Raw genomic sequence first — 20,014 nt, 5'->3', positions numbered from 1 at the left:
ACCGTGCCGCCCACCCCACATCCGGCACGGAAGGACCCTCGACAGTCGTGACCGACGAGTGCATCCACGGTTTCCCCACCGAACTCTGCGACATCTGCGCGCCCCGTCAGCGGGAGACCCCCGCCGAGCCCGCAGCCCCGGCACCCCGCCGGACCCGCATCACCACCGACCTCCGCTCCACCCCCGCCCCCGCACGCGTCCCCGGCGGCCCGCTCCGCTCGGCCGTCCCCGACCTGCCCGAGCCGCGCGTGTTCGCCTCCCTGCGGGCGCACCACGCCACCCACATCGACAACCTGCCCGGGATCGTCGCGGCGGGCGCGATCACGGCCGCCGTCGACACCGTGCCGGTCGTGGACGTCAGCTCGACGGCCACCCGTGCGGCGCGGTCCGAGGCGTCCGCCCCCGACGGCTCGCCGGTCGCGGCCCACGTGACGTTCTCCCTGTCGCCCGACGCCACACGCTGGGACGAGCTCCGACGCGGTGCCGAGGGGGAGCGCTGGTCCGACGCGGCTCGCCGGACGCGAGCGACCGACTACATCGTGCTCGTCGTGCCCGTCGCGGCGTTCGGCGCCTCGGTGATCGTCGCCGACCAGGACGCCGAGGCCGAGGACGTCCGGTTCGCCGTCGGCCCGGACGCCGCGACCAACCTCATCCGTCGCACCGACTTCACCGACCCGGAGATGCACGGCCTCGAGCTGCTCGCCGGGCCGAGCGTGCCGTTCTCCTCCGTCGCCGTGATCGGCGTGCCGAACGACCGCGCCCGCCAGGAGGTGAAGTCGATCCTCGCCGAGCACGGCGGCCACGCGCCCCGCGTCGCCGTCTTCCCGCCGTGGTTCGTGCCGCCGGTGACCGCCGAGTAGCACCCTCCTGCGGACGTCGTCAGCGTGCCCTCCCGACCACGTCGGGAGGGCACGCTGCGTGTCGGGGCGGGGCGTGCCTCCAGACCGTCCGATCCCCGGGAATCCGGGGGACTGGACCGGTCCCGACACGCCCGTGATCCGCGACACGCCCGGGTTGCACGGATCCTGTGCCTGTGCGAGACTTGTCTGGTTCCGAATTCCGCAGGGCGCTCGCGCCCGCAGGATCACTGCTCTGGCAGTGCACAACCCCCTTGTTCAGCAGGGCTGGGTTGGGCCGCAGGCAGCAGAACACGATCGAATCCCTCGCGAAGCGCCACGGGCACTGCTGTGCCCGGAGCGTGGGGGAAGCGACATGCCCACGCTGGACGGCCCCGGTCGCCCCGCGCGGTTGACAGGAGAACAGCGGTCATCCCCCAGTGGATGCGGCCGGTTGGTTCAGGAAAACAGCCGAGCCGTGCAGGAATGCGCGGTCACGGCGGCGTCAGGCGGCCCGAGGGTGCGCGGCGCAGAGAGGACAGAGAGACACATGGCGGGACAGAAGATCCGCATCCGGCTCAAGTCGTACGACCACGAGGTCATCGACACGTCGGCCCGGAAGATCGTCGACACGGTGACCCGTGCCGGTGCGACCGTGGTCGGCCCGGTGCCGCTCCCCACCGAGAAGAACGTGGTCACCGTGATCCGTTCTCCCCACAAGTACAAGGACTCGCGCGAGCACTTCGAGAAGCGCACGCACAAGCGGGTCATCGACATCGTCGACCCGACGCCGAAGGCCGTCGACTCGCTCATGCGACTCGACCTCCCGGCCGACGTCAACATCGAGATCAAGCTGTAAGGGGGCTGACCAATGGCGAACTCCACCAAGACCGTCAAGGGCCTCCTCGGCAAGAAGCTCGGGATGACCCAGGTGTGGGATGAGAACAACAAGTTCATCCCCGTGACCGTGATCGAGGTCGGCCCGAACGTGGTCACCCAGATCCGCAACGTCGAGCGCGACGGCTACGAGGCGATCCAGATCGCCGCCGGTGCCATCGACCCGCGCAAGGTCAACAAGCCGGCCGCCGGCCACTTCGAGGCCGCAGGCGTGACCCCGCGCCGCACCCTCACCGAGATCCGTACCAACGACTCCGCTGAGTACACGCTCGGCCAGGAGCTCACCGTCGACACGTTCGAGGCGGGCCAGAAGGTCGACGTCGTCGGTACGTCCAAGGGCAAGGGCTTCGCCGGTGTCATGAAGCGCCACGGCTTCGCCGGCGTCTCGGCATCGCACGGTGCGCACCGCAACCACCGCAAGCCCGGTTCGATCGGCGCCTCGTCGACCCCGTCGCGTGTCTTCAAGGGCATGCGCATGGCCGGTCGCATGGGCGGCGAGCGTGTGACCGTCCTCAACCTCACGGTGCACGCCGTCGACGCCGAGAAGGGTCTGCTGCTCGTCAAGGGCGCCGTCCCCGGTGCTCGTGGCCGCTCCGTCTTCGTCCGCACCGCCGTGAAGGGTAAGTGATCATGGCCACCGAGACCGCAACCACGATCGACGTCCTCGACGCGACTGGCGCCGTCGCCGGCAGCATCGAGCTGCCCGCTGCGCTCTTCGACGTCGAGACCAACGTCCCGCTGATCCACCAGGTCGTCACCGCGCAGCTCGCCGCCGCGCGTCAGGGCACCCACAAGACCAAGAACCGCGGCGAGGTCCGCGGTGCTGGTCGCAAGCCGTTCAAGCAGAAGGGCACCGGCCGCTCCCGTCAGGGTTCGGTCCGCGCTCCGGAGCACACCGGCGGTGGCGTCGTCCACGGACCGACCCCGCGCGACTACTCGCAGCGCACCCCGAAGAAGATGATCGCCGCGGCACTGCTCGGCTCGCTCTCGGACCGCGCCCGCGGTGGCCGCATCGCCGCTGTGGAGTCCTTCGTCCCGGCCGAGGTGCCGTCGACGAAGACCGCCCGCACGCTCCTCGAGAAGGTCGCGCCCGTCAAGAACGTGCTCGTCGTGCTCGAGCAGGACGACGAGCTCACGCTCAAGTCGATCCGCAACCTGCCGGGTGTCCACGCACTCTCGTACGGCCAGCTCAACGCCTACGACGTGCTCAAGTCCGACGCCCTCGTCTTCAGCAAGAGCGCACTCGACGCCTTCATCGCGTCGAAGTCCGCGAAGGAGGTCTCCGCATGAGCGGCTTCAACAAGGACCCGCGCGACATCATCATCTCGCCGGTCGTCTCGGAGAAGAGCTACGGCCTGATCGACCAGGGCAAGTACACGTTCATCGTGGACCCCCGTTCGAACAAGACCGAGATCAAGCTCGCCATCGAGAAGATCTTCGACGTCAAGGTCGCGAGCATCAACACGCTGAACCGCCCGGGCAAGACCCGTCGCACGCGTTTCGGCATGGGTAAGCGCAAGGACACCAAGCGCGCCATCGTGACGCTCAAGTCCGGTTCGATCGACATCTTCACGGCTGTCGGCTGAGGACCTTTAGGGATTAATCATGGCTATTCGTAACTACAAGCCGACGACCCCCGGTCGTCGCGGCTCGTCGGTCGCCGACTTCGCTGAGATCACCCGTTCGACGCCGGAGAAGTCGCTGCTTCGTCCGCTGCCGAAGACCGGTGGGCGCAACAGCTCCGGCCGCATCACGACCCGTCACATCGGTGGTGGCCACAAGCGCCAGTACCGCGTGATCGACTTCCGTCGTCACGACAAGGACGGCGTCGACGCCAAGGTCGCGCACATCGAGTACGACCCGAACCGCACCGCGCGCATCGCGCTCCTGCACTACGTGGACGGCACGAAGCGCTACATCATCGCGCCGAACAAGCTCAAGCAGGGCGACGTCGTCGAGCAGGGCCCCGGGGCTGACATCAAGCCCGGCAACAACCTGCCGCTGCGCAACATCCCGGTCGGTACCGTCATCCACGCGATCGAGCTCCGGCCCGGTGGCGGCGCGAAGATGGCCCGCTCCGCCGGCGCCTCCGTGCGTCTCGTCGCCAAGGACGGCCCCTACGCGCAGCTCCGCCTGCCGTCGGGCGAGGTCCGCAACGTCGACGCCCGCTGCCGCGCCACCATCGGCGAGGTCGGCAACGCCGAGCAGTCCAACATCAACTGGGGCAAGGCCGGCCGCATGCGCTGGAAGGGCGTCCGCCCGACCGTGCGTGGTGTCGCCATGAACCCGGTCGACCACCCGCACGGTGGTGGTGAGGGCAAGACCTCCGGTGGTCGTCACCCGGTCAGCCCGTGGGGTCAGGCCGAGGGCCGGACGCGCAAGCCGAACAAGCCGAGCGACAAGCTCATCGTCCGTCGCCGTAACGCCGGCAAGAAGCGCAAGTAGGAGTTCAGAAGATGCCACGCAGTCTGAAGAAGGGCCCCTTCGTCGACGAGCACCTGCTCCGCAAGGTCGTCACGCAGAACGAGGCCAACACCAAGAACGTGATCCGCACCTGGTCGCGTCGCTCGATGATCGTCCCGAACATGCTCGGGCACACGATCGCCGTGCACGACGGCCGCAAGCACATCCCGGTGTTCGTCACCGAGTCGATGGTCGGTCACAAGCTCGGCGAGTTCGCGCCGACCCGCACCTTCCGTGGTCACGTGAAGGACGACAAGAAGGGCCGTCGCCGCTAACGCGGGGACGCAGAGGAGGAACGAAATGGTGGAGTCGATCGCGCGCGTGCGACACATCCGCGTCACGCCTCAGAAGGCCCGTCGCGTCATCGAGCTGATCCGCGGCAAGCAGGCCCACGAGGCGCTCGCCATCCTGAAGTTCGCGCCGCAGGCCGCTTCGGAGCCCGTGTACAAGCTGGTCGCCTCGGCGATCGCGAACGCCCGGGTGAAGGCGGACTCGACGAACAGCTTCCTCGACGAGCGCGACCTCTACGTGAGCCGCGTCTTCGTCGACGAGGGCACGACCCTGAAGCGGTTCCAGCCGCGCGCCCAGGGCCGCGCCTTCCGCATCAACAAGCGCACCAGCCACATCACGGTCGTCCTCGCGACGCCGGAAGAGGCTGAGGCCGCCGCGACGAGCAAGAAGGCGAGCAAGTAATGGGCCAGAAGGTCAACCCGTACGGCTTCCGTCTCGGGATCACGACGGACCACGTCTCGCACTGGTTCACCGACAGCACCAAGGCCGGTCAGCGCTACGCCGACTACGTGGCCGAGGACATCAAGGTGCGCGAGTACCTGAAGAAGACCCTCGACCGTGCCGGCGTCGCCCGCATCGAGCTCGAGCGCACCCGTGACCGTGTCCGCGTGGACATCCACACGGCGCGTCCGGGCATCGTCATCGGTCGTCGCGGTGCCGAGGCCGAGCGCGTCCGCGGCGAGCTCGAGAAGCTCACCAAGAAGCAGATCCAGCTCAACATCCTCGAGGTCAAGAACCCCGAGACCGAGGCCCAGCTCGTCGCGCAGGGCATCGCCGAGCAGCTCTCCGCCCGTGTCGCGTTCCGTCGCGCCATGCGCAAGGGCCTGCAGGGTGCACAGCGCGCCGGCGCCAAGGGTGTCCGCATCCAGGTGTCGGGTCGTCTCGGTGGCGCCGAGATGTCGCGCTCGGAGTTCTACCGCGAGGGCCGCGTGCCCCTGCACACGCTCCGCGCGAACATCGACTACGGCTTCTACGAGGCCCGGACCACGTTCGGCCGCATCGGCGTGAAGGTCTGGATCTACAAGGGCGACATCACGAACAAGGAGCTCGCTCGCGAGCAGGCGAACCAGCGTTCGTCGCGCCCGGAGCGTCGTGGCGGCCCCCGTGGCGAGCGCGGCGACCGTCGTGGCGGCGACCGTGGCGGCCGTCAGCAGCAGGCCCCGCAGGACGCGCCGGCCGGCGCAGGAGTTGAGGCGTAACCATGCTTATCCCCCGTCGAGTCAAGCACCGCAAGCAGCACCACCCGAAGCGTTCGGGTCAGGCGACCGGTGGTACCAAGGTCAGCTTCGGCGACTTCGGTATCCAGGCCCTCACCCCGGCCTACGTGACGAACCGGCAGATCGAGTCCGCTCGTATCGCCATGACGCGTCACATCAAGCGTGGCGGCAAGGTGTGGATCAACATCTACCCGGACCGCCCGCTCACCAAGAAGCCGGCTGAGACCCGCATGGGTTCCGGTAAGGGCTCGCCCGAGTGGTGGGTCGCCAACGTCAAGCCGGGTCGTGTGCTCTTCGAGCTCTCCGGCGTCAACGAGGACATCGCCCGTGAGGCGCTGACCCGTGCAATCCACAAGCTGCCCCTCAAGGCACGCATCATCAAGCGCGAGGAGGGCGACGCATAATGGCGATCGGTTCCAAGGAGCTCCGTCCGACGGAGCTCGACACGTTCGAGAACGAGCGTCTTGCTGACGAGCTGAAGAAGGCCAAGGAGGAGCTGTTCAACCTCCGCTTCCAGTCGGCCACCGGCCAGCTGGAGAGCCACGGCCGCCTCCGTGCCGTCAAGCGCGACATCGCCCGTATCTACACCGTCCTCCGCGAGCGCGAGCTCGGCATCCGTGCCACCCCCGCGCCCGTCGAGACCGCCACCAAGGCCAAGAAGACGACGAAGAAGGCTGACAAGCCGGCCGAGTCGACCGAGGCCGAGACCGCCGAGGAGAACTGATGGCGAACGAAGAGAACACCTCCGCCGCCTCCACCCGCGGCTACCGCAAGACGCGCCGTGGCTACGTGACGAGCGACAAGATGGACAAGACCATCGTGGTCGAGGTCGAGGACCGCGTGAAGCACGCGCTCTACGGCAAGATCATCCGCCGCACGTCCAAGGTGAAGGCCCACGACGAGCTCGGCACCGCTGGTGTCGGCGACCTCGTCGTGATCAGCGAGACCCGTCCCCTCAGCGCCTCCAAGCGCTGGCGCCTGGTCGAGATCCTCGAGAAGGCCAAGTAGGCCGCGGCCTGCTTCGGAATAGGAGACAGCAGTGATTCAGCAGGAATCCCGCCTGAAGGTCGCCGACAACACGGGTGCCAAGGAGATCTTGACCATCCGCGTGCTCGGTGGCTCGGGTCGTCGCTACGCCGGTCTCGGTGACGTCATCGTCGCCACGGTGAAGGACGCCATCCCCGGCGGCAACGTGAAGAAGGGTGACGTCGTCAAGGCCGTCATCGTTCGCACCAAGAAGGAGACCCGTCGTCAGGACGGCTCCTACATCAAGTTCGACGAGAACGCGGCAGTGATCCTCAAGGCTGACGGCGACCCGCGCGGCACGCGCATCTTCGGTCCGGTCGGTCGCGAGCTCCGTGACAAGAAGTTCATGAAGATCATCTCGCTCGCGCCGGAGGTGCTGTAAGCCATGGCGAACATCAAGAAGGGTGACCTCGTCGAGGTCATCACGGGCGCCACGCAGGAGCGTGGCGGCGACCGCGGCAAGCAGGGCAAGGTCATCGAGGTGCTCCGTGACTCGGAGCGCGTCGTCGTCGAGGGCGTGAACTTCGTCACGAAGCACGTCCGCGTCGGCCAGACCCAGCGTGGTTCGAAGACCGGTGGCATCGAGCAGCACGAGGCTCCGATCCACGTCTCGAACGTCGCGATCGTCGACCCGAAGACCAAGAAGCCGACGCGCGTCGGTTTCCGTACCGAAGAGGTGGAGAAGGACGGCGTCAAGAAGACCGTCCGGGTCCGCTACGCCAAGAAGTCGGGTGAGAAGCTCTGATGACCGACACGACTGCCGCGCCGGCGACCAAGGTCGAGCCGCGCCTCAAGCAGAAGTACAAGAACGAGATCAAGGCTGCCCTCACCGAGCAGTTCGGCTACGCGAACGTCATGCAGGTCCCCGGCCTGGTCAAGGTCGTCGTGAACACCGGCGTCGGCGAGGCCGCTCGTGACTCGAAGATCATCGAGGGGGCCATCAAGGACCTCACGGCGATCACGGGTCAGAAGCCCCAGGTCAACATCGCTCGCAAGTCCATCGCGCAGTTCAAGCTGCGCGAGGGCCAGGCGATCGGTGCGCACGTCACCCTCCGCGGTGACCGTGCCTGGGAGTTCCTCGACCGCCTGATCTCCCTCGCCCTGCCCCGCATCCGCGACTTCCGCGGCCTGAGCGACAAGCAGTTCGACGGGAACGGCAACTACACGTTCGGTCTCACGGAGCAGTCCGTGTTCCACGAGATCGACCAGGACCGCATCGACCGCGTGCGTGGCTTCGACATCACCGTCGTGACCACCGCGAAGACGGACGACGAGGGCCGCGCGCTGCTCAAGCAGCTCGGGTTCCCGTTCCGTTCGGCCGACCAGACGGTCTAAGATACTTCGGGCGGTGCGGGCCGGAGGATTCACGTCCTCCGGCCCGCACGCACGAACACACAGGTCCCCGGGAACCGCCTGGGGGCCCCGATCGCTCAGGTCGGCATTCGTGGAACGGGTGTCGAAACCAGGCGAGAATGGATACGCATCATGACGATGACCGATCCGGTCGCAGACATGCTGACCAGATTGCGGAACGCGAACTCGGCGCACCACGACGCCGTCTCGCTTCCCAGCTCCAAGCTGAAGAAGAACATCGCTGAGATCCTCAAGCGCGAGGGTTACATCAACGAGTGGAAGATCGAGGACGCCCGCGTCGGGCAGACCCTCACGATCGACCTGAAGTACGGCCCCGAGCGCGAGCGCTCGATCGCCGGCATCAAGCGCGTCTCGAAGCCGGGCCTCCGGGTCTACGCGAAGTCGACGGAGATCCCCCAGGTCCTCGGTGGCCTCGGCGTGGCGATCCTCTCGACGTCGTCCGGCCTCCTGACCGACCGCGAAGCCGAGCAGAAGGGCGTGGGTGGGGAAGTCCTCGCCTACGTGTGGTGATCGACAATGTCTCGAATCGGACGTCTTCCCATCGACATCCCCGCCGGCGTGACCGTCTCCATCGACGGCCAGACCGTGGCGGTCAAGGGCCCGAAGGGCGAGCTCGCGCTCGTCGTCGCTGAGCCCATCCAGGCCAAGGTCGAGGAGAACCAGGTCCTCGTCACCCGTCCGGACGACGAGCGCTCCTCGCGTTCGCTCCACGGCCTGACCCGCACCCTCATCGCGAACAACATCATCGGCGTCACCCAGGGCTACTCCAAGGGCCTCGAGGTCGTCGGTACCGGTTACCGCGTGCAGGCGAAGGGCACCAGCGTCGAGTTCGCGCTGGGCTACTCCCACCCGATCACGGTCGAGCCGCCCGCGGGCATCTCGTTCGCCGTCGAGGGCAACAACAAGCTCACCGTGACCGGCATCGACAAGCAGGCCGTCGGCGAGGTGGCCGCCAACATCCGCAAGCTGCGCAAGCCCGAGCCCTACAAGGGCAAGGGTGTCCGCTACGCCGGCGAGATCGTGCGCCGCAAGGCCGGAAAGTCAGGTAAGTGATCATGGCTCTCGGTATCCGAGGAAAGAGCAAGTCGGCCGCCAAGGCGCGCCGTCACAACCGACTCCGCAAGAAGATCACCGGCACCGAGGCGCGTCCGCGTCTCGCCGTCACGCGTTCGTCGCGTCACGTGTTCGTGCAGGTCATCGACGACGCGAAGGGTCACACCCTCGCCAGCGCATCGACGATGGAGGCCGACCTCCGCTCGTTCGACGGCGACAAGACCGCCAAGGCCCGTCGCGTCGGCGAGATCCTCGCCGAGCGCGCGAAGGCCGCCGGCGTCGAGGCCGTGGTCTTCGACCGTGGTGGCAGCAAGTACGCCGGTCGCGTCGCCGCGATCGCCGATGGCGCCCGTGAAGGAGGGCTGAACCTGTGAGCGACACCGCGAACAACACCAGCAAGGAGACCACGGAGGCAGCGGCCACGGCCGAGCGTCCGGTCGAGACCGCCGCTGGTTCCGCGTCCAACAACCGCGACTCGGCCGACCAGCGCGGCCGTCGTGGTGGCGGTCGTGACCGTCAGCAGGGCCGCGACCGCAACAACCGCGGTGGCGACAGCCAGTTCCTCGAGCGCGTGGTGACCATCAACCGCGTGTCGAAGGTCGTCAAGGGTGGTCGTCGCTTCAGCTTCACGGCGCTCGTCGTCGTGGGTGACGGCAACGGCCTCGTGGGCGTCGGCTACGGCAAGGCCAAGGAGGTCCCCACCGCGATCTCCAAGGGCGTCGAGGAGGCGAAGAAGAACTTCTTCCGCGTCCCGCGCGTCGGCAACACCATCCCGCACCCGGTGCAGGGTGAGGCCGCTGCCGGTGTCGTGCTCCTGCGTCCGGCCGCTGCCGGTACCGGTGTCATCGCCGGTGGTCCGGTCCGCGCCGTCCTCGAGTGCGCTGGCATCCACGACGTCCTGAGCAAGTCGCTCGGCTCGTCGAACACCATCAACATCGTGCACGCGACCGTCGAGGCGCTGCAGCAGCTCGAGGAGCCCCGCGCGGTCGCAGTCCGCCGTGGCCTCGACGTCGACGCGGTCGTCCCGGCCCGTCTGCTGCGTGCGGAGGCCGCCGCCGCGCGTGCCGCGTCCGAGAAGGCAGGTGCGTGATGGCGATGCTGAAGATCACGCAGACGAAGTCCGTTATCAGCGAGAAGCAGTACCAGCGCGACACCCTGCGCAGCCTGGGCCTCAAGCGCATCGGCCGTACGGTCCTGCGTGAGGACAACGCCCAGAACCGCGGGTACATCGCGACGGTCGCGCACCTCGTGAAGGTCGAGGAGGTCGACGCATGAGCGACGAGAAGAACGAGCGCGTGCAGGTCCTGAAGCTGCACCACCTCCGCCCGGCCACCGGTGCGAAGAAGGACCGCACCCGTGTCGGTCGCGGTGAGGGCTCGAAGGGCAAGACCGCCGGCCGTGGTACCAAGGGTCAGAAGGCTCGTTACCAGGTCAAGGTCGGCTTCGAGGGTGGGCAGATGCCGCTGCACATGCGCACCCCGAAGCTCCGCGGGTTCAAGAACCCGTTCCGTGTCGAGTACCAGGTCGTGAACCTGGACAAGATCGCGGAGCTCTACCCGAACGGTGGCGACGTCACCGTGGCGGACCTGGTCGCCAAGGGCGCCGTCCGCAAGAACGAGAAGGTCAAGGTTCTCGGTCAGGGCGACATCAACGTGAAGCTCACGGTCTTGGTCGACAAGGTCTCGGCGTCCGCCGCCGAGAAGATCGCGGCTGCTGGCGGCACCGTCTCCCAGTAACCCCCGTCGGCGGCCCGTGCGTTTGCGCACGGGCCGCCGTTACGGTTTCCTTGACAGTGGTCGGCGTCCGTCGGCCTGGTCGGCCCTGCCGATCGACACCGGAACGGCCGCGATCGACGGCCCCGGTCCCAGAAGTTCGGAGTCCTCGTGTTCAGAGCGGTCGCGCGCATCATGCGCACCCCAGACCTTCGCAAGAAGATCGGCTTCACCCTCGCGATCATCGCGCTCTTCCGCCTGGGGTCGTACATCCCCGCACCGTTCGTCGACTACGCGTCCGTGCAGAGCTGCCTCGCCAGCGCGTCCTCGCAGCAGGGCCTCTACGACCTGATCAACCTGTTCTCCGGCGGCGCGCTGCTGAAGCTCTCGGTCTTCGCGCTCGGGATCATGCCGTACATCACGTCGTCGATCATCGTGCAGCTCCTGCGCGTGGTCATCCCACACTTCGACGCCCTCTACAAGGAGGGTCAGTCCGGTCAGGCCAAGCTGACGCAGTACACGCGCTACCTCACGATCGCGCTCGGTGTCCTGCAGTCCACCACCCTGATCACGGTCGCGCGCTCCGGTGCCCTCTTCGGCACGAACGCGTCGGCCTCCTGCTCGTCGATCATCTCGAACGACAGCTGGTACGCGATCATGCTCATGGTCGTCACGCTGACCGCCGGCACCGGCCTCATCATGTGGATGGGCGAGCTCGTCACCGAGCGCGGCATCGGCAACGGCATGTCGCTCCTCATCTTCACGTCGATCGCGGCGCAGTTCCCGTCGGCGCTCTGGGCGATCGAGCAGTCGAACGGCTTCGAGCTGTTCCTGTTCGTCATCCTCGTGGGCCTCGTCATCATGATGGCCGTCGTGTTCGTCGAGCAGTCGCAGCGACGCATCCCGGTCCAGTACGCCAAGCGCATGGTCGGTCGTCGCACCTTCGGCGGCAACAACACGTACATCCCGATCAAGGTGAACATGGCCGGCGTCGTGCCCGTCATCTTCGCCTCGTCGCTGCTGTACCTGCCGGCCCTCGTCGCGCAGTTCAACCAGCCCTCGGACGGCTCCGCGCCGGCCGCGTGGGTGACCTGGATCCAGAACAACCTGACCTCGGGTGACAACTGGTTCTACATGGTCCTGTACTTCCTGCTCATCGTCGGGTTCACCTACTTCTACGTCGCGATCACCTTCAACCCCGAAGAGGTCGCCGACAACATGAAGAAGTACGGCGGGTTCATCCCGGGCATCCGCGCCGGACGCCCGACCGCCGAGTACCTCGACTACGTCCTGACCCGGGTGACGTTGCCCGGATCGCTCTACCTCGGTCTGATCGCACTCATCCCGCTGGGCGCACTCGCGTTCTTCGGTGCGAACCAGAACTTCCCGTTCGGTGGCGCCAGCATCCTGATCATCGTGGGTGTCGGCCTCGAGACGGTGAAGCAGATCGACTCCCAGCTCCAGCAACGTCACTACGAAGGGCTTCTCCGTTGAGCGCACGCCTCATCATCGTCGGACCCCCCGGCGCCGGCAAGGGCACCCAGGCCGGTCGCATCGCGGACGCGTTCGGTGTCCCCGCGATCTCGACGGGCGACATCTTCCGCAAGAACGTCGCCGAGGGCACGCCCCTCGGCGTCGAGGCGAAGAAGCTCATGGACGCCGGTGAGTACGTGCCGGACGAGCTGACGAACGAGCTCGTGAAGTCCCGCCTGGCCGAGCCGGACGCCGAGCACGGCTTCCTGCTCGACGGCTACCCCCGGACGCTGAACCAGGTCGAGTACCTCGACGCGCTCCTGACCGAGCAGGGCGAGCAGCTCGACGCGGTCGTGCAGCTCGTCGCGGACCAGGACGCCCTCGTCGAACGCCTGCTGAAGCGCGCGGAGGACCAGGGCCGCAGCGACGACAACGAGGAGACGATCCGTCGTCGCCAGGAGGTCTACCTGGACCAGACGGCCCCGATCGTCGGCGCCTACGCCGATCGCGGCCTCGTGGTCGATGTCGACGGGCTCGGCGGCATCGACGAGGTCGGCGACCGGATCCAGTCGGCGCTCGCGTCCCGCGGGCTGACCGCGGGCGTCTGACCCGGCGTGGTCCGCTTCCGCAAGCCCTCGATCTACAAGACGCCCGAGGAGCTCCGCGCCATGGTGCGCCCGGGCCTCCTGACGGCCGAGGCGTTGGACGCCGTGCGAGCCGCGGTCCGACCCGGCGTCACGACGGGTGAGCTCGACGCGATCGCCGAGCGGACCATCCGCGACGGCGGGGGCGTCCCGAACTTCCAGCTCGTCCCGGGGTACCGCCACACGCTCTGTGTCTCGGTCAACGACGAGGTGGTGCACGGGATCCCGGGCGACCGCGTGATCCAGGCGGGCGACATCGTCTCCGTCGACGCCGGCGCCGAGGTCGACGGCTGGAACGGGGACAGCGCCTTCACGGTCGTGGTCCCTGGTGGCGACGCCGCGGTGAGCGAGGCCCGGCGGAAGCTCTGCGACACGACCGAGCGCTCGCTGTGGCACGGCATCGCCGCTCTGGCATCGGCCAGGCACCTGAACGACGTCGGTGCCGCGGTCGAGGACGCCATCGAGGAGACCGGCGCCTGGGGCATCGTCGAGGACTACACCGGTCACGGCATCGGCCGGTCGATGCACGAGGAACCGCCGGTCTTCAACTACCGCGTGCGGGGCGCCGGTCCCGCCGTGAAGCCCGGGCTGGTCGTCGCGATCGAGCCGATGGTGACGGCCGGCACGATCGACAGCTCGACGGACGCGGACGACTGGACGGTCCGGACGCTCGACGGCTCGGACGCCGCGCACTGGGAGCACACCGTCGCCGTCCACGCCGACGGCATCTGGGTGACGACGGCCGCCGACGGCGGCGCTGCGGGCCTGGCCCCGCTGGGTGTGACACCCGTCCCGATCCCGTAGGACGGGCCTCCCGTCGGGTCGGCCGTCCACCGGGTCCGGCCGGGAGGCACGTGGTGCGTCCGCCCCGCCGCTGGGGCGTCGACGGTGCGGTCGGCTCGGAGCCGCGCGGCGCGTCCGCCGCGCGGCGTCAGTTCCCGACGGAGCAGGTCTGTTCGTTCGCGCTCTGCCCGGTGATGGTCGACGGGAGCGGCGTCGTGGTCGCCGTCGGTGTCGACGAGGGCGTGGAGCCTGACGACGACGTCGCGGAGGAGCTCGACCCGGACGACCCGGACGGCGTGCCGGCCGAGGACGTGCCGGAGGAAGACGAGCCGGACGATGACGACGAGCCCGTCGACGATCCCGCGCTCTTCGACTCCTCCGACGCCCGTCCGGTGGTCGAGTCCGAGAGCGACGTCCGCTGGTCGGTCTGCAGGGCGACGTTGAGCGTGTGCGCCGCGTCCTGCGCGACGATGACGCGGGCGTTGTCGGCGGGGTCGTCCACGACCGGGTACTGCACGAACAGCATGTTCGCCGTACTCATGCCGCGCAGCGTCGTGGCGAGGCCGACGAGGCTCCTGGCCTGCGCCAGGCCGTCCGAGAGCGTCATGTTGTGCAGCGCCGCCGAGGCGAGGCGGTAGAGCGTCACCGGGTCGGACAGCGTGCTGCCGGAGGTGATCTTGCGGAGCAGCGCGGAGAGGAACACCTGCTGCGAACTGATGCGCGCGAGGTCGCTGCCGTCACCGACTCCGTGGCGGGTCCGGAGGAACGCGAGCGCGTCCGAGCCCTCGAGCGTGTGCGACCCCGCGGTGAGGTGGAGACCGGTGTACGAGTCGTTGATCGGCTGCGCGACGCAGACGTCCACACCACCGAGGGCGTTCGACATCGAGATGACGCCGTCGAAGGTGATCAGCCCGGCGTAGGGGATCCGCAGGCCGGTCAGGTTCTCGACGGTGTCGACCACGCAGGACACCCCGCCGTTGCCGAGCGCCGTGTTGAACTGTGCCGAGGTGGCGGCGGGGTACGTGGTGCCCGTCGCCGGGTTGGTGCACGCCGGGATCGGGACCATGAGGTCGCGGGGGAAGCTCACGGCCGTGAGCTGCTGGTGGTCCTGCGAGATGTGCACGAGGATCGTGACGTCGTTCCGGGCGCCGGCGACGTCCTCGTCGGAGTCGAACTGCCCGACGCGGGTGTCGCTGCCGATGAGCAGGATGTTCGCGCCGCCCTTCATCGCGGTGATGTCCGCGGTGTCGGCGACCTTCTGGTCGTCCGTGCTGAGCTGGACCGTCTTCGGGGCGGCGGCGAGCTGCCCGCCGGCGATCGCGGCCACGCTGGTCCCGCTGACCAGCGCGACGGCGAGGACGGACGCGACGATGCCGAGGGCGGACGTCCAGGCGCGACGACGAGGGAGTCGTCCATGGCGGGCCAGGGGGCCGCGGGCGTTCGGCACGGTTCTCTCCGTTCGGTGGGCTGCCGTGACACGGTACGGCGGATGCACTCGAGACGGCCCAGAACGGGCCAGGAGACCACTGTGGAACGTTCAGACTCGACCGCGGCAGCCCCAGGTCGAGGGTCCGGGTCGCCCGCACTTGGCAATCCGGCCGCTATCACATAGGCTTGCTCTTTGGTGTGTCATGCCCTTTCGGCGTGGCGCCCGACCCGCAGACCGGCTCGGGGATCACACCGGTAATCCAACCAAGCGACAGTGAGGCTATGGCCAAGAAAGACGGCGTCATCGAGATCGAGGGCTCGGTGCTCGAAGCTCTGCCCAACGCGATGTTCCGCGTTGAGCTGACCAACGGACACAAGGTCCTCGCGCACATCTCCGGGAAGATGCGCCAGCACTACATCCGCATCCTCCCCGAGGACCGCGTGATCGTGGAGCTGAGCCCGTACGACCTGACCCGCGGCCGGATCGTCTACCGCTACAAGTGATCCGCGAGCTGGAAAGGAACGGCCCGGCGAACCCGCCGAGCACGAAGCCAGCGAGCACGAGGAACCAACCATGAAGGTCAACCCCAGCGTCAAGCCCATCTGCGAGCACTGCCGAGTGATCCGCCGGAAGGGGCGCGTCATGGTGATCTGCAAGAGCAACCCGCGCCACAAGCAGCGCCAGGGCTGAGCTCCCAGCAGGACCCACAACTCAACACTGAACACGCAGTACCAGATCCCGCGGCTCCGGCCGCGGGGGACACCTCGGGTCGGAGGCCCGGGCACCGGTACTGCGCCACACCTCCACCAACCACAGGAGCAGCCAGCACATGGCACGTCTAGCAGGCGTCGACATCCCGCGCGAGAAGCGCGTGGAGATCGCACTCACGTACATCTACGGCGTCGGCCGTACCCGCTCGGTCCAGGCACTCGCCGAGACCGGCATCTCCGGCGACATCCGCGTCAAGGACCTGACCGACGACCAGCTCGTCGCTCTCCGCGACTTCATCGAGGGCAACTTCAAGGTGGAAGGTGACCTCCGCCGTGAGGTCGCCGCGGACATCCGACGCAAGGTCGAGATCGGTAGCTACGAGGGTCTTCGCCACCGTCGTGGTCTCCCGGTGCGCGGTCAGCGCACCAAGACCAACGCGCGTACCCGCAAGGGACCGAAGCGCACCGTGGCAGGCAAGAAGAAGGCTCGATAGGAGACCCCCATGGCTACCCCCAAGACTGCCGCGCGCAAGCCGCGCCGCAAGGAGAAGAAGAACGTCGCCGTGGGCCAGGCCCACATCAAGAGCACGTTCAACAACACGATCGTCAGCATCACCGACCCGTCCGGTGCCGTCCTCAGCTGGGCGTCCTCGGGTGCCGTCGGCTTCAAGGGCTCGCGCAAGTCGACGCCGTTCGCGGCGCAGCTCGCCGCCGAGTCCGCTGCGCGTCAGGCGCAGGAGCACGGCGTCAAGAAGGTCGACGTCTTCGTCAAGGGTCCGGGCTCGGGCCGCGAGACCGCGATCCGCTCGCTCCAGGCCGCCGGCCTCGAGGTCGGTTCGATCAACGACGTCACGCCGCAGGCGCACAACGGGTGCCGCCCGCCGAAGCGTCGCCGCGTCTGACGCGAGGAGCAACCGGCCGTTCCCCGCTCGTCCCCGTGACGGGGGCGAGCGGGGCCGGCCATTCCTGGTCGTTCGATCGCGCACGGCGGGCCCTCGTGGCTCGGCCGTGCGCGTGATCACAACTCAACAGACCCGTCGGGGCCCGGTCGGCCCCGTCGTACCGCCGAGTGTCATATAGCGGACACTCCGCCGAAAGGAATCCCACAGTGCTCATTGCACAGCGCCCCACCCTGACCGAGGAGTCGATCTCCGAGCACCGCTCGCGCTTCGTCATCGAGCCGCTCGAGCCGGGCTTCGGTTACACCCTCGGCAACTCGCTGCGCCGCACGCTCCTCTCCTCGATCCCCGGCGCGGCTGTCACCAGCATCCGCATCGACGGCGTCCTCCACGAGTTCAGCACCGTTCCCGGTGTCAAGGAAGACGTCACCGAGATCATCCTCAACATCAAGAGCCTCGTCGTCTCCAGCGAGCACGACGAGCCGATCACCGCGTACCTGCGCAAGCAGGGTGCCGGGCAGGTCACCGCGGCGGACATCTCCGCCCCGGCCGGCGTCGAGATCCACAACCCGGACCTCGTCATCGCGACCCTGAACGACACCGCGCGCTTCGAGCTCGAGCTCACGATCGAGCGTGGCCGTGGCTACGTGTCGGCGACGCAGAACCGCTCGGAGTTCTCCGAGGCAGGTCAGATCCCGATCGACTCGATCTACTCGCCGGTCCTCAAGGTCACCTACCGCGTCGAGGCGACGCGTGCCGGTGAGCGTACGGACTTCGACCGCCTGGTCGTCGACGTCGAGACGAAGCCGGCGATCACGCCGCGCGACGCCATCGCGTCGGCCGGCCGCACGCTGGTCGAGCTGTTCGGTCTCGCCCGCGAGCTGAACACGGCGGCCGAGGGCATCGAGATCGGCCCCGCGCCGGTCGACGCCGTGCTCTCGAACGAGCTGCAGACCCCGATCGAGGACCTCGACCTGTCGGTCCGCAGCTACAACTGCCTCAAGCGGGAGGGCATCAACACGGTGTCCGAGCTCGTCGCCCTCTCGGAGACGCAGCTCATGAACATCCGCAACTTCGGTCAGAAGTCGGTGGACGAGGTCAAGGACAAGCTCACCGAGCTCGGCCTGTCCCTCAAGGACACCGTCCCCGGATTCGACGGCGCCCACTTCTACAGCGGGTACGACGAGGACGAGTCCAACAACTGACCTCGCGCGCAAGCGCACGCGTGCTGAGTCAGCGCGCACCACATTCACCACTGGAGAACTGACATGCCGAAGCCCACCAAGGGCCCCCGCCTCGGTGGCGGTCCCGCCCACGAGCGCCTGCTCCTGAGCAACCTCGCCAACGCCCTCTTCACGCACGGCCGCATCACCACGACCGAGACGAAGGCCAAGCGCCTCCGTCCGGTCGCCGAGCGGCTCATCACGTTCGCGAAGCGTGGCGACCTGCACGCCCGTCGTCGCGTGATCAGCATCCTGCGCGACAAGTCCGTCGTGCACACGCTGTTCACCGAGATCGCCCCGCAGGTCGAGGACCGCCAGGGCGGCTACACCCGCATCACGAAGCTCGGTTTCCGCAAGGGCGACAACGCTCCCCTCGCGTCGATCGAGCTCGTGCTCGAGCCGGTGTCGGGCAAGCCCGCCCCGGTCAAGCGCGACGCTGCTCCGGCCGCCGCCGCGCCGGTCGAGGAGCCGGCCGCCGAGGAGACCACCGAGGAGGCCCCGGTCGATGAGACCGAGACCACCGAGGAGTCCGCGCCGGTCGAGGCCGAGGCCGAGACCGACGCTGCCGCCGAGGTCGAGGACGACGCCGCCGCCAAGGCGGACGACACGAAGGCCGACGACGCCAAGTAGTCATCAGCACCACATCGAGGAAGCCTCCGCGGCGCACGTCGCGCGGGGGCTTCCTCGCGTTGCGGGGTGACCGACAGGCGGCCTGGAGGCGCATTGCGGGCCCGCCCCGCGCCTCCAGGCCGCCCCGTGCTCGTGCGGTGCGCGGTCGGCCGGGCGCGCGCGGGTGGCACGCCTCACAGGCCGCCGTGCGTAACCTGACCGGCCGTATGGCACGAGCAGAACGCATCACGGGCGCCGGGCGGCGCATCTGGCGGTGGAGCCGCGACTCCGGCACCCAGCCGCGCCTGCTGCTCGCCGCGAAGGCGGCGCTGGCCGCGACCATCGCGTGGGTGCTCGCCAAGTACGCTCCGGGCGTCGCCGCCGAGTACCCGTACTACGCGCCCCTCGGTGCGATCGTCGCGATGCGGACGACCGTGTTCGCCGGCATCCGGTCGGGTGTGCAGACGCTCGTCGGTATCACGCTCGGCGTGCTGATCGCGTGGGTCACGATGCTGATCGGGGACCCCGGGGTGATCGCGGTGGCCCTCGCCGTCGGCATCGGCGTCCTCGTGAGCGGTTTCCGGATCCTCGGTGAGGGGTACTCGTGGGTGCCGATGGCCGCGCTCTTCGTGCTGCTCGTCGGCGGGGGGAACGCCGAGGGGTACTCGTTCGCCTACATCGTGCAGATGGCCATCGGGATCGCGATCGGCCTCGCGGTGAACTTCGCCGTGTTCCCGCCGCTGCACTTCTGGGACGCGGAGCGCCGCATCGACCAGGTGAACGCGGTGCTCGCGGAGCAGCTCGACGACCTCGCGGACGTGCTCGTCGAGGGCGAACCCGACACCGCAGCGTGGGACCGGCAGCAGGAGCGGCTCGACAAGGCGATCGCGGACGTACGGGACCGGGTCGCGACCGCGCAGGAGAGCCGGCGGATGAACCCGCGGGGCGTGCTCCGCGGGCCCCGGGCGCGCCTGCAGTCCGACGGTGCCCGGTTCCGGGCCCTGGAGCGGGCCACCTGGTACACGACCGACCTCACCGAGCTCGTCGCGCGCAGCGGTCCGGTGGCCGACGCGATCGGCCGGCCCGACCCCGCCTTCGCCGAGCCGTTCGCGGCTGCGCTGCGGCGGGTCGCGTGCGTCGTCCGCGGCGACTGCCCGGCCGAGGACGGGGACGAAGCCCTCGCGACGCTCGAGCAGGCGCTCGACGCCAGTCGGTCGAACCCCTCCCGGGTCACCGCGACTGCGAGTGCGATCGTTGCGCTGCGCGGGGTGATCGAGTCCGAGAAACGGGCGACGGGGGACGTCGACACCGAGACGGGTCCGCCCGACGGCGGTCGGCGCAGGGGCTGAGACGCTCGAGCGCTCCGTAGACTCGA

At 68.5% G+C, this 20,014-nt stretch carries 32 protein-coding genes; 31 read left to right on the top strand and 1 reads right to left on the bottom strand.

Annotated features, from left to right (window positions below):
• Window positions 1–47: 47 nt before the first annotated feature.
• From IEY20_RS04905 to map, 24 genes are all read left to right on the top strand, one after another.
• Window positions 48–860 carry a DarT ssDNA thymidine ADP-ribosyltransferase family protein gene (locus tag IEY20_RS04905; RefSeq protein ID WP_022903287.1) on the top strand — a complete coding sequence of 271 codons (813 nt, stop codon included), beginning with the start codon at window positions 48–50 and terminating at the stop codon, window positions 858–860.
• Window positions 861–1,386: 526 nt separating this feature from the next.
• Window positions 1,387–1,695, top strand: a complete 309-nt coding sequence (gene rpsJ / locus IEY20_RS04900) for a 30S ribosomal protein S10 (RefSeq protein WP_022903286.1) — start codon at window positions 1,387–1,389, stop codon at window positions 1,693–1,695.
• A gap of 12 nt (window positions 1,696–1,707) precedes the next feature.
• Window positions 1,708–2,361 (top strand): 50S ribosomal protein L3, encoded by a 654-nt coding sequence (gene rplC / locus IEY20_RS04895; RefSeq protein WP_022903285.1) that lies wholly within the window; start codon window positions 1,708–1,710, stop codon window positions 2,359–2,361.
• A gap of 2 nt (window positions 2,362–2,363) precedes the next feature.
• Window positions 2,364–3,023, top strand: a complete 660-nt coding sequence (rplD, locus tag IEY20_RS04890; protein WP_031273244.1) for a 50S ribosomal protein L4 — start codon at window positions 2,364–2,366, stop codon at window positions 3,021–3,023.
• Complete coding sequence (gene rplW, locus IEY20_RS04885; RefSeq protein WP_022903283.1) at window positions 3,020–3,319, top strand: 50S ribosomal protein L23; 300 nt, start codon at window positions 3,020–3,022, stop codon at window positions 3,317–3,319. Before rplD ends, rplW begins: the two co-directional genes overlap by 4 nt.
• 19 nt (window positions 3,320–3,338) lie before the next feature.
• Window positions 3,339–4,178 carry a 50S ribosomal protein L2 gene (rplB, locus tag IEY20_RS04880; RefSeq protein WP_022903282.1) on the top strand — a complete coding sequence of 280 codons (840 nt, stop codon included), beginning with the start codon at window positions 3,339–3,341 and terminating at the stop codon, window positions 4,176–4,178.
• An 11-nt stretch (window positions 4,179–4,189) separates the two neighbouring features.
• Window positions 4,190–4,471: a 30S ribosomal protein S19 gene (rpsS, locus tag IEY20_RS04875; RefSeq protein WP_017885529.1), complete on the top strand. Its 282-nt coding sequence runs from the start codon at window positions 4,190–4,192 to the stop codon at window positions 4,469–4,471.
• Window positions 4,472–4,496: 25 nt separating this feature from the next.
• Window positions 4,497–4,889, top strand: coding sequence for a 50S ribosomal protein L22 (rplV, locus tag IEY20_RS04870; protein ID WP_058725380.1), 393 nt, complete (start codon window positions 4,497–4,499; stop codon window positions 4,887–4,889).
• Window positions 4,889–5,686, top strand: a complete 798-nt coding sequence (gene rpsC, locus IEY20_RS04865) for a 30S ribosomal protein S3 (protein ID WP_022903280.1) — start codon at window positions 4,889–4,891, stop codon at window positions 5,684–5,686. The genes rplV and rpsC overlap by 1 nt, the downstream gene beginning before the upstream one ends.
• Before the next feature lie 2 nt (window positions 5,687–5,688).
• Window positions 5,689–6,108, top strand: a complete 420-nt coding sequence (gene rplP, locus IEY20_RS04860) for a 50S ribosomal protein L16 (protein WP_022903279.1) — start codon at window positions 5,689–5,691, stop codon at window positions 6,106–6,108.
• The gene (rpmC, locus tag IEY20_RS17030) at window positions 6,108–6,428 is read left to right on the top strand and encodes a 50S ribosomal protein L29 (protein ID WP_022903278.1); all 321 of its coding nucleotides are present in this window, start codon (window positions 6,108–6,110) and stop codon (window positions 6,426–6,428) included. Before rplP ends, rpmC begins: the two co-directional genes overlap by 1 nt.
• Window positions 6,428–6,712: a 30S ribosomal protein S17 gene (gene rpsQ / locus IEY20_RS04850; protein ID WP_022903277.1), complete on the top strand. Its 285-nt coding sequence runs from the start codon at window positions 6,428–6,430 to the stop codon at window positions 6,710–6,712. The genes rpmC and rpsQ overlap by 1 nt, the downstream gene beginning before the upstream one ends.
• Before the next feature lie 31 nt (window positions 6,713–6,743).
• Window positions 6,744–7,112: a 50S ribosomal protein L14 gene (gene rplN / locus IEY20_RS04845; RefSeq protein WP_017885523.1), complete on the top strand. Its 369-nt coding sequence runs from the start codon at window positions 6,744–6,746 to the stop codon at window positions 7,110–7,112.
• A gap of 3 nt (window positions 7,113–7,115) precedes the next feature.
• Window positions 7,116–7,475, top strand: coding sequence for a 50S ribosomal protein L24 (gene rplX, locus IEY20_RS04840; RefSeq protein ID WP_022903276.1), 360 nt, complete (start codon window positions 7,116–7,118; stop codon window positions 7,473–7,475).
• On the top strand, window positions 7,475–8,065 hold the full coding sequence (gene rplE / locus IEY20_RS04835; RefSeq protein ID WP_022903275.1) for a 50S ribosomal protein L5: 591 nt from the start codon (window positions 7,475–7,477) through the stop codon (window positions 8,063–8,065). Before rplX ends, rplE begins: the two co-directional genes overlap by 1 nt.
• 150 nt (window positions 8,066–8,215) lie before the next feature.
• On the top strand, window positions 8,216–8,614 hold the full coding sequence (rpsH, locus tag IEY20_RS04830) for a 30S ribosomal protein S8 (protein ID WP_022903274.1): 399 nt from the start codon (window positions 8,216–8,218) through the stop codon (window positions 8,612–8,614).
• Between the two features lie 6 nt (window positions 8,615–8,620).
• Complete coding sequence (gene rplF, locus IEY20_RS04825; protein WP_031273243.1) at window positions 8,621–9,157, top strand: 50S ribosomal protein L6; 537 nt, start codon at window positions 8,621–8,623, stop codon at window positions 9,155–9,157.
• Between the two features lie 2 nt (window positions 9,158–9,159).
• Entirely contained in the window at window positions 9,160–9,531 is a 372-nt protein-coding gene (gene rplR, locus IEY20_RS04820) for a 50S ribosomal protein L18 (protein ID WP_031273242.1), read from the top strand.
• Window positions 9,528–10,247, top strand: a complete 720-nt coding sequence (rpsE, locus tag IEY20_RS04815; protein ID WP_022903271.1) for a 30S ribosomal protein S5 — start codon at window positions 9,528–9,530, stop codon at window positions 10,245–10,247. Before rplR ends, rpsE begins: the two co-directional genes overlap by 4 nt.
• Window positions 10,247–10,432, top strand: coding sequence for a 50S ribosomal protein L30 (gene rpmD, locus IEY20_RS04810; protein ID WP_031273241.1), 186 nt, complete (start codon window positions 10,247–10,249; stop codon window positions 10,430–10,432). Before rpsE ends, rpmD begins: the two co-directional genes overlap by 1 nt.
• The gene (rplO, locus tag IEY20_RS04805) at window positions 10,429–10,893 is read left to right on the top strand and encodes a 50S ribosomal protein L15 (RefSeq protein WP_217504269.1); all 465 of its coding nucleotides are present in this window, start codon (window positions 10,429–10,431) and stop codon (window positions 10,891–10,893) included. The genes rpmD and rplO overlap by 4 nt, the downstream gene beginning before the upstream one ends.
• A gap of 147 nt (window positions 10,894–11,040) precedes the next feature.
• Window positions 11,041–12,363, top strand: a complete 1,323-nt coding sequence (gene secY, locus IEY20_RS04800) for a preprotein translocase subunit SecY (RefSeq protein WP_031273237.1) — start codon at window positions 11,041–11,043, stop codon at window positions 12,361–12,363.
• Entirely contained in the window at window positions 12,360–12,950 is a 591-nt protein-coding gene (locus IEY20_RS04795) for an adenylate kinase (protein ID WP_175328281.1), read from the top strand. The genes secY and IEY20_RS04795 overlap by 4 nt, the downstream gene beginning before the upstream one ends.
• Window positions 12,951–13,010: 60 nt before the next feature.
• Entirely contained in the window at window positions 13,011–13,790 is a 780-nt protein-coding gene (gene map / locus IEY20_RS04790) for a type I methionyl aminopeptidase (protein WP_217504282.1), read from the top strand.
• A 127-nt stretch (window positions 13,791–13,917) separates the two neighbouring features.
• On the opposite strand, the gene IEY20_RS04785 is transcribed toward map, so the two are convergent.
• Entirely contained in the window at window positions 13,918–15,216 is a 1,299-nt protein-coding gene (locus IEY20_RS04785) for an LCP family protein (protein ID WP_175328279.1), read from the bottom strand.
• A 263-nt stretch (window positions 15,217–15,479) separates the two neighbouring features.
• On the opposite strand from IEY20_RS04785, the gene infA reads away from it, so the two are divergent.
• From infA to IEY20_RS04750, 7 genes are all read left to right on the top strand, one after another.
• Window positions 15,480–15,701 (top strand): translation initiation factor IF-1, encoded by a 222-nt coding sequence (gene infA / locus IEY20_RS04780; RefSeq protein ID WP_017885509.1) that lies wholly within the window; start codon window positions 15,480–15,482, stop codon window positions 15,699–15,701.
• A gap of 70 nt (window positions 15,702–15,771) precedes the next feature.
• Window positions 15,772–15,888, top strand: coding sequence for a 50S ribosomal protein L36 (rpmJ, locus tag IEY20_RS04775; protein WP_022903266.1), 117 nt, complete (start codon window positions 15,772–15,774; stop codon window positions 15,886–15,888).
• A gap of 139 nt (window positions 15,889–16,027) precedes the next feature.
• Entirely contained in the window at window positions 16,028–16,402 is a 375-nt protein-coding gene (gene rpsM, locus IEY20_RS04770; RefSeq protein WP_022903265.1) for a 30S ribosomal protein S13, read from the top strand.
• Between the two features lie 9 nt (window positions 16,403–16,411).
• Window positions 16,412–16,810: a 30S ribosomal protein S11 gene (rpsK, locus tag IEY20_RS04765; RefSeq protein ID WP_017885507.1), complete on the top strand. Its 399-nt coding sequence runs from the start codon at window positions 16,412–16,414 to the stop codon at window positions 16,808–16,810.
• A 206-nt stretch (window positions 16,811–17,016) separates the two neighbouring features.
• Window positions 17,017–18,012 carry a DNA-directed RNA polymerase subunit alpha gene (locus tag IEY20_RS04760; protein ID WP_022903264.1) on the top strand — a complete coding sequence of 332 codons (996 nt, stop codon included), beginning with the start codon at window positions 17,017–17,019 and terminating at the stop codon, window positions 18,010–18,012.
• 63 nt (window positions 18,013–18,075) lie between these two features.
• Window positions 18,076–18,660, top strand: a complete 585-nt coding sequence (rplQ, locus tag IEY20_RS04755; protein WP_175328278.1) for a 50S ribosomal protein L17 — start codon at window positions 18,076–18,078, stop codon at window positions 18,658–18,660.
• Window positions 18,661–18,866: 206 nt separating this feature from the next.
• Complete coding sequence (locus tag IEY20_RS04750) at window positions 18,867–19,988, top strand: FUSC family protein (RefSeq protein ID WP_175328277.1); 1,122 nt, start codon at window positions 18,867–18,869, stop codon at window positions 19,986–19,988.
• The last annotated feature ends 26 nt before the right edge of the window (window positions 19,989–20,014 follow it).

The sequence above is a fragment of the Curtobacterium luteum genome (assembly GCF_014646995.1).
GTDB classification, from domain to species: domain Bacteria; phylum Actinomycetota; class Actinomycetes; order Actinomycetales; family Microbacteriaceae; genus Curtobacterium; species Curtobacterium luteum.
This window is presented reverse-complemented; position numbering and strand designations above follow the sequence as displayed.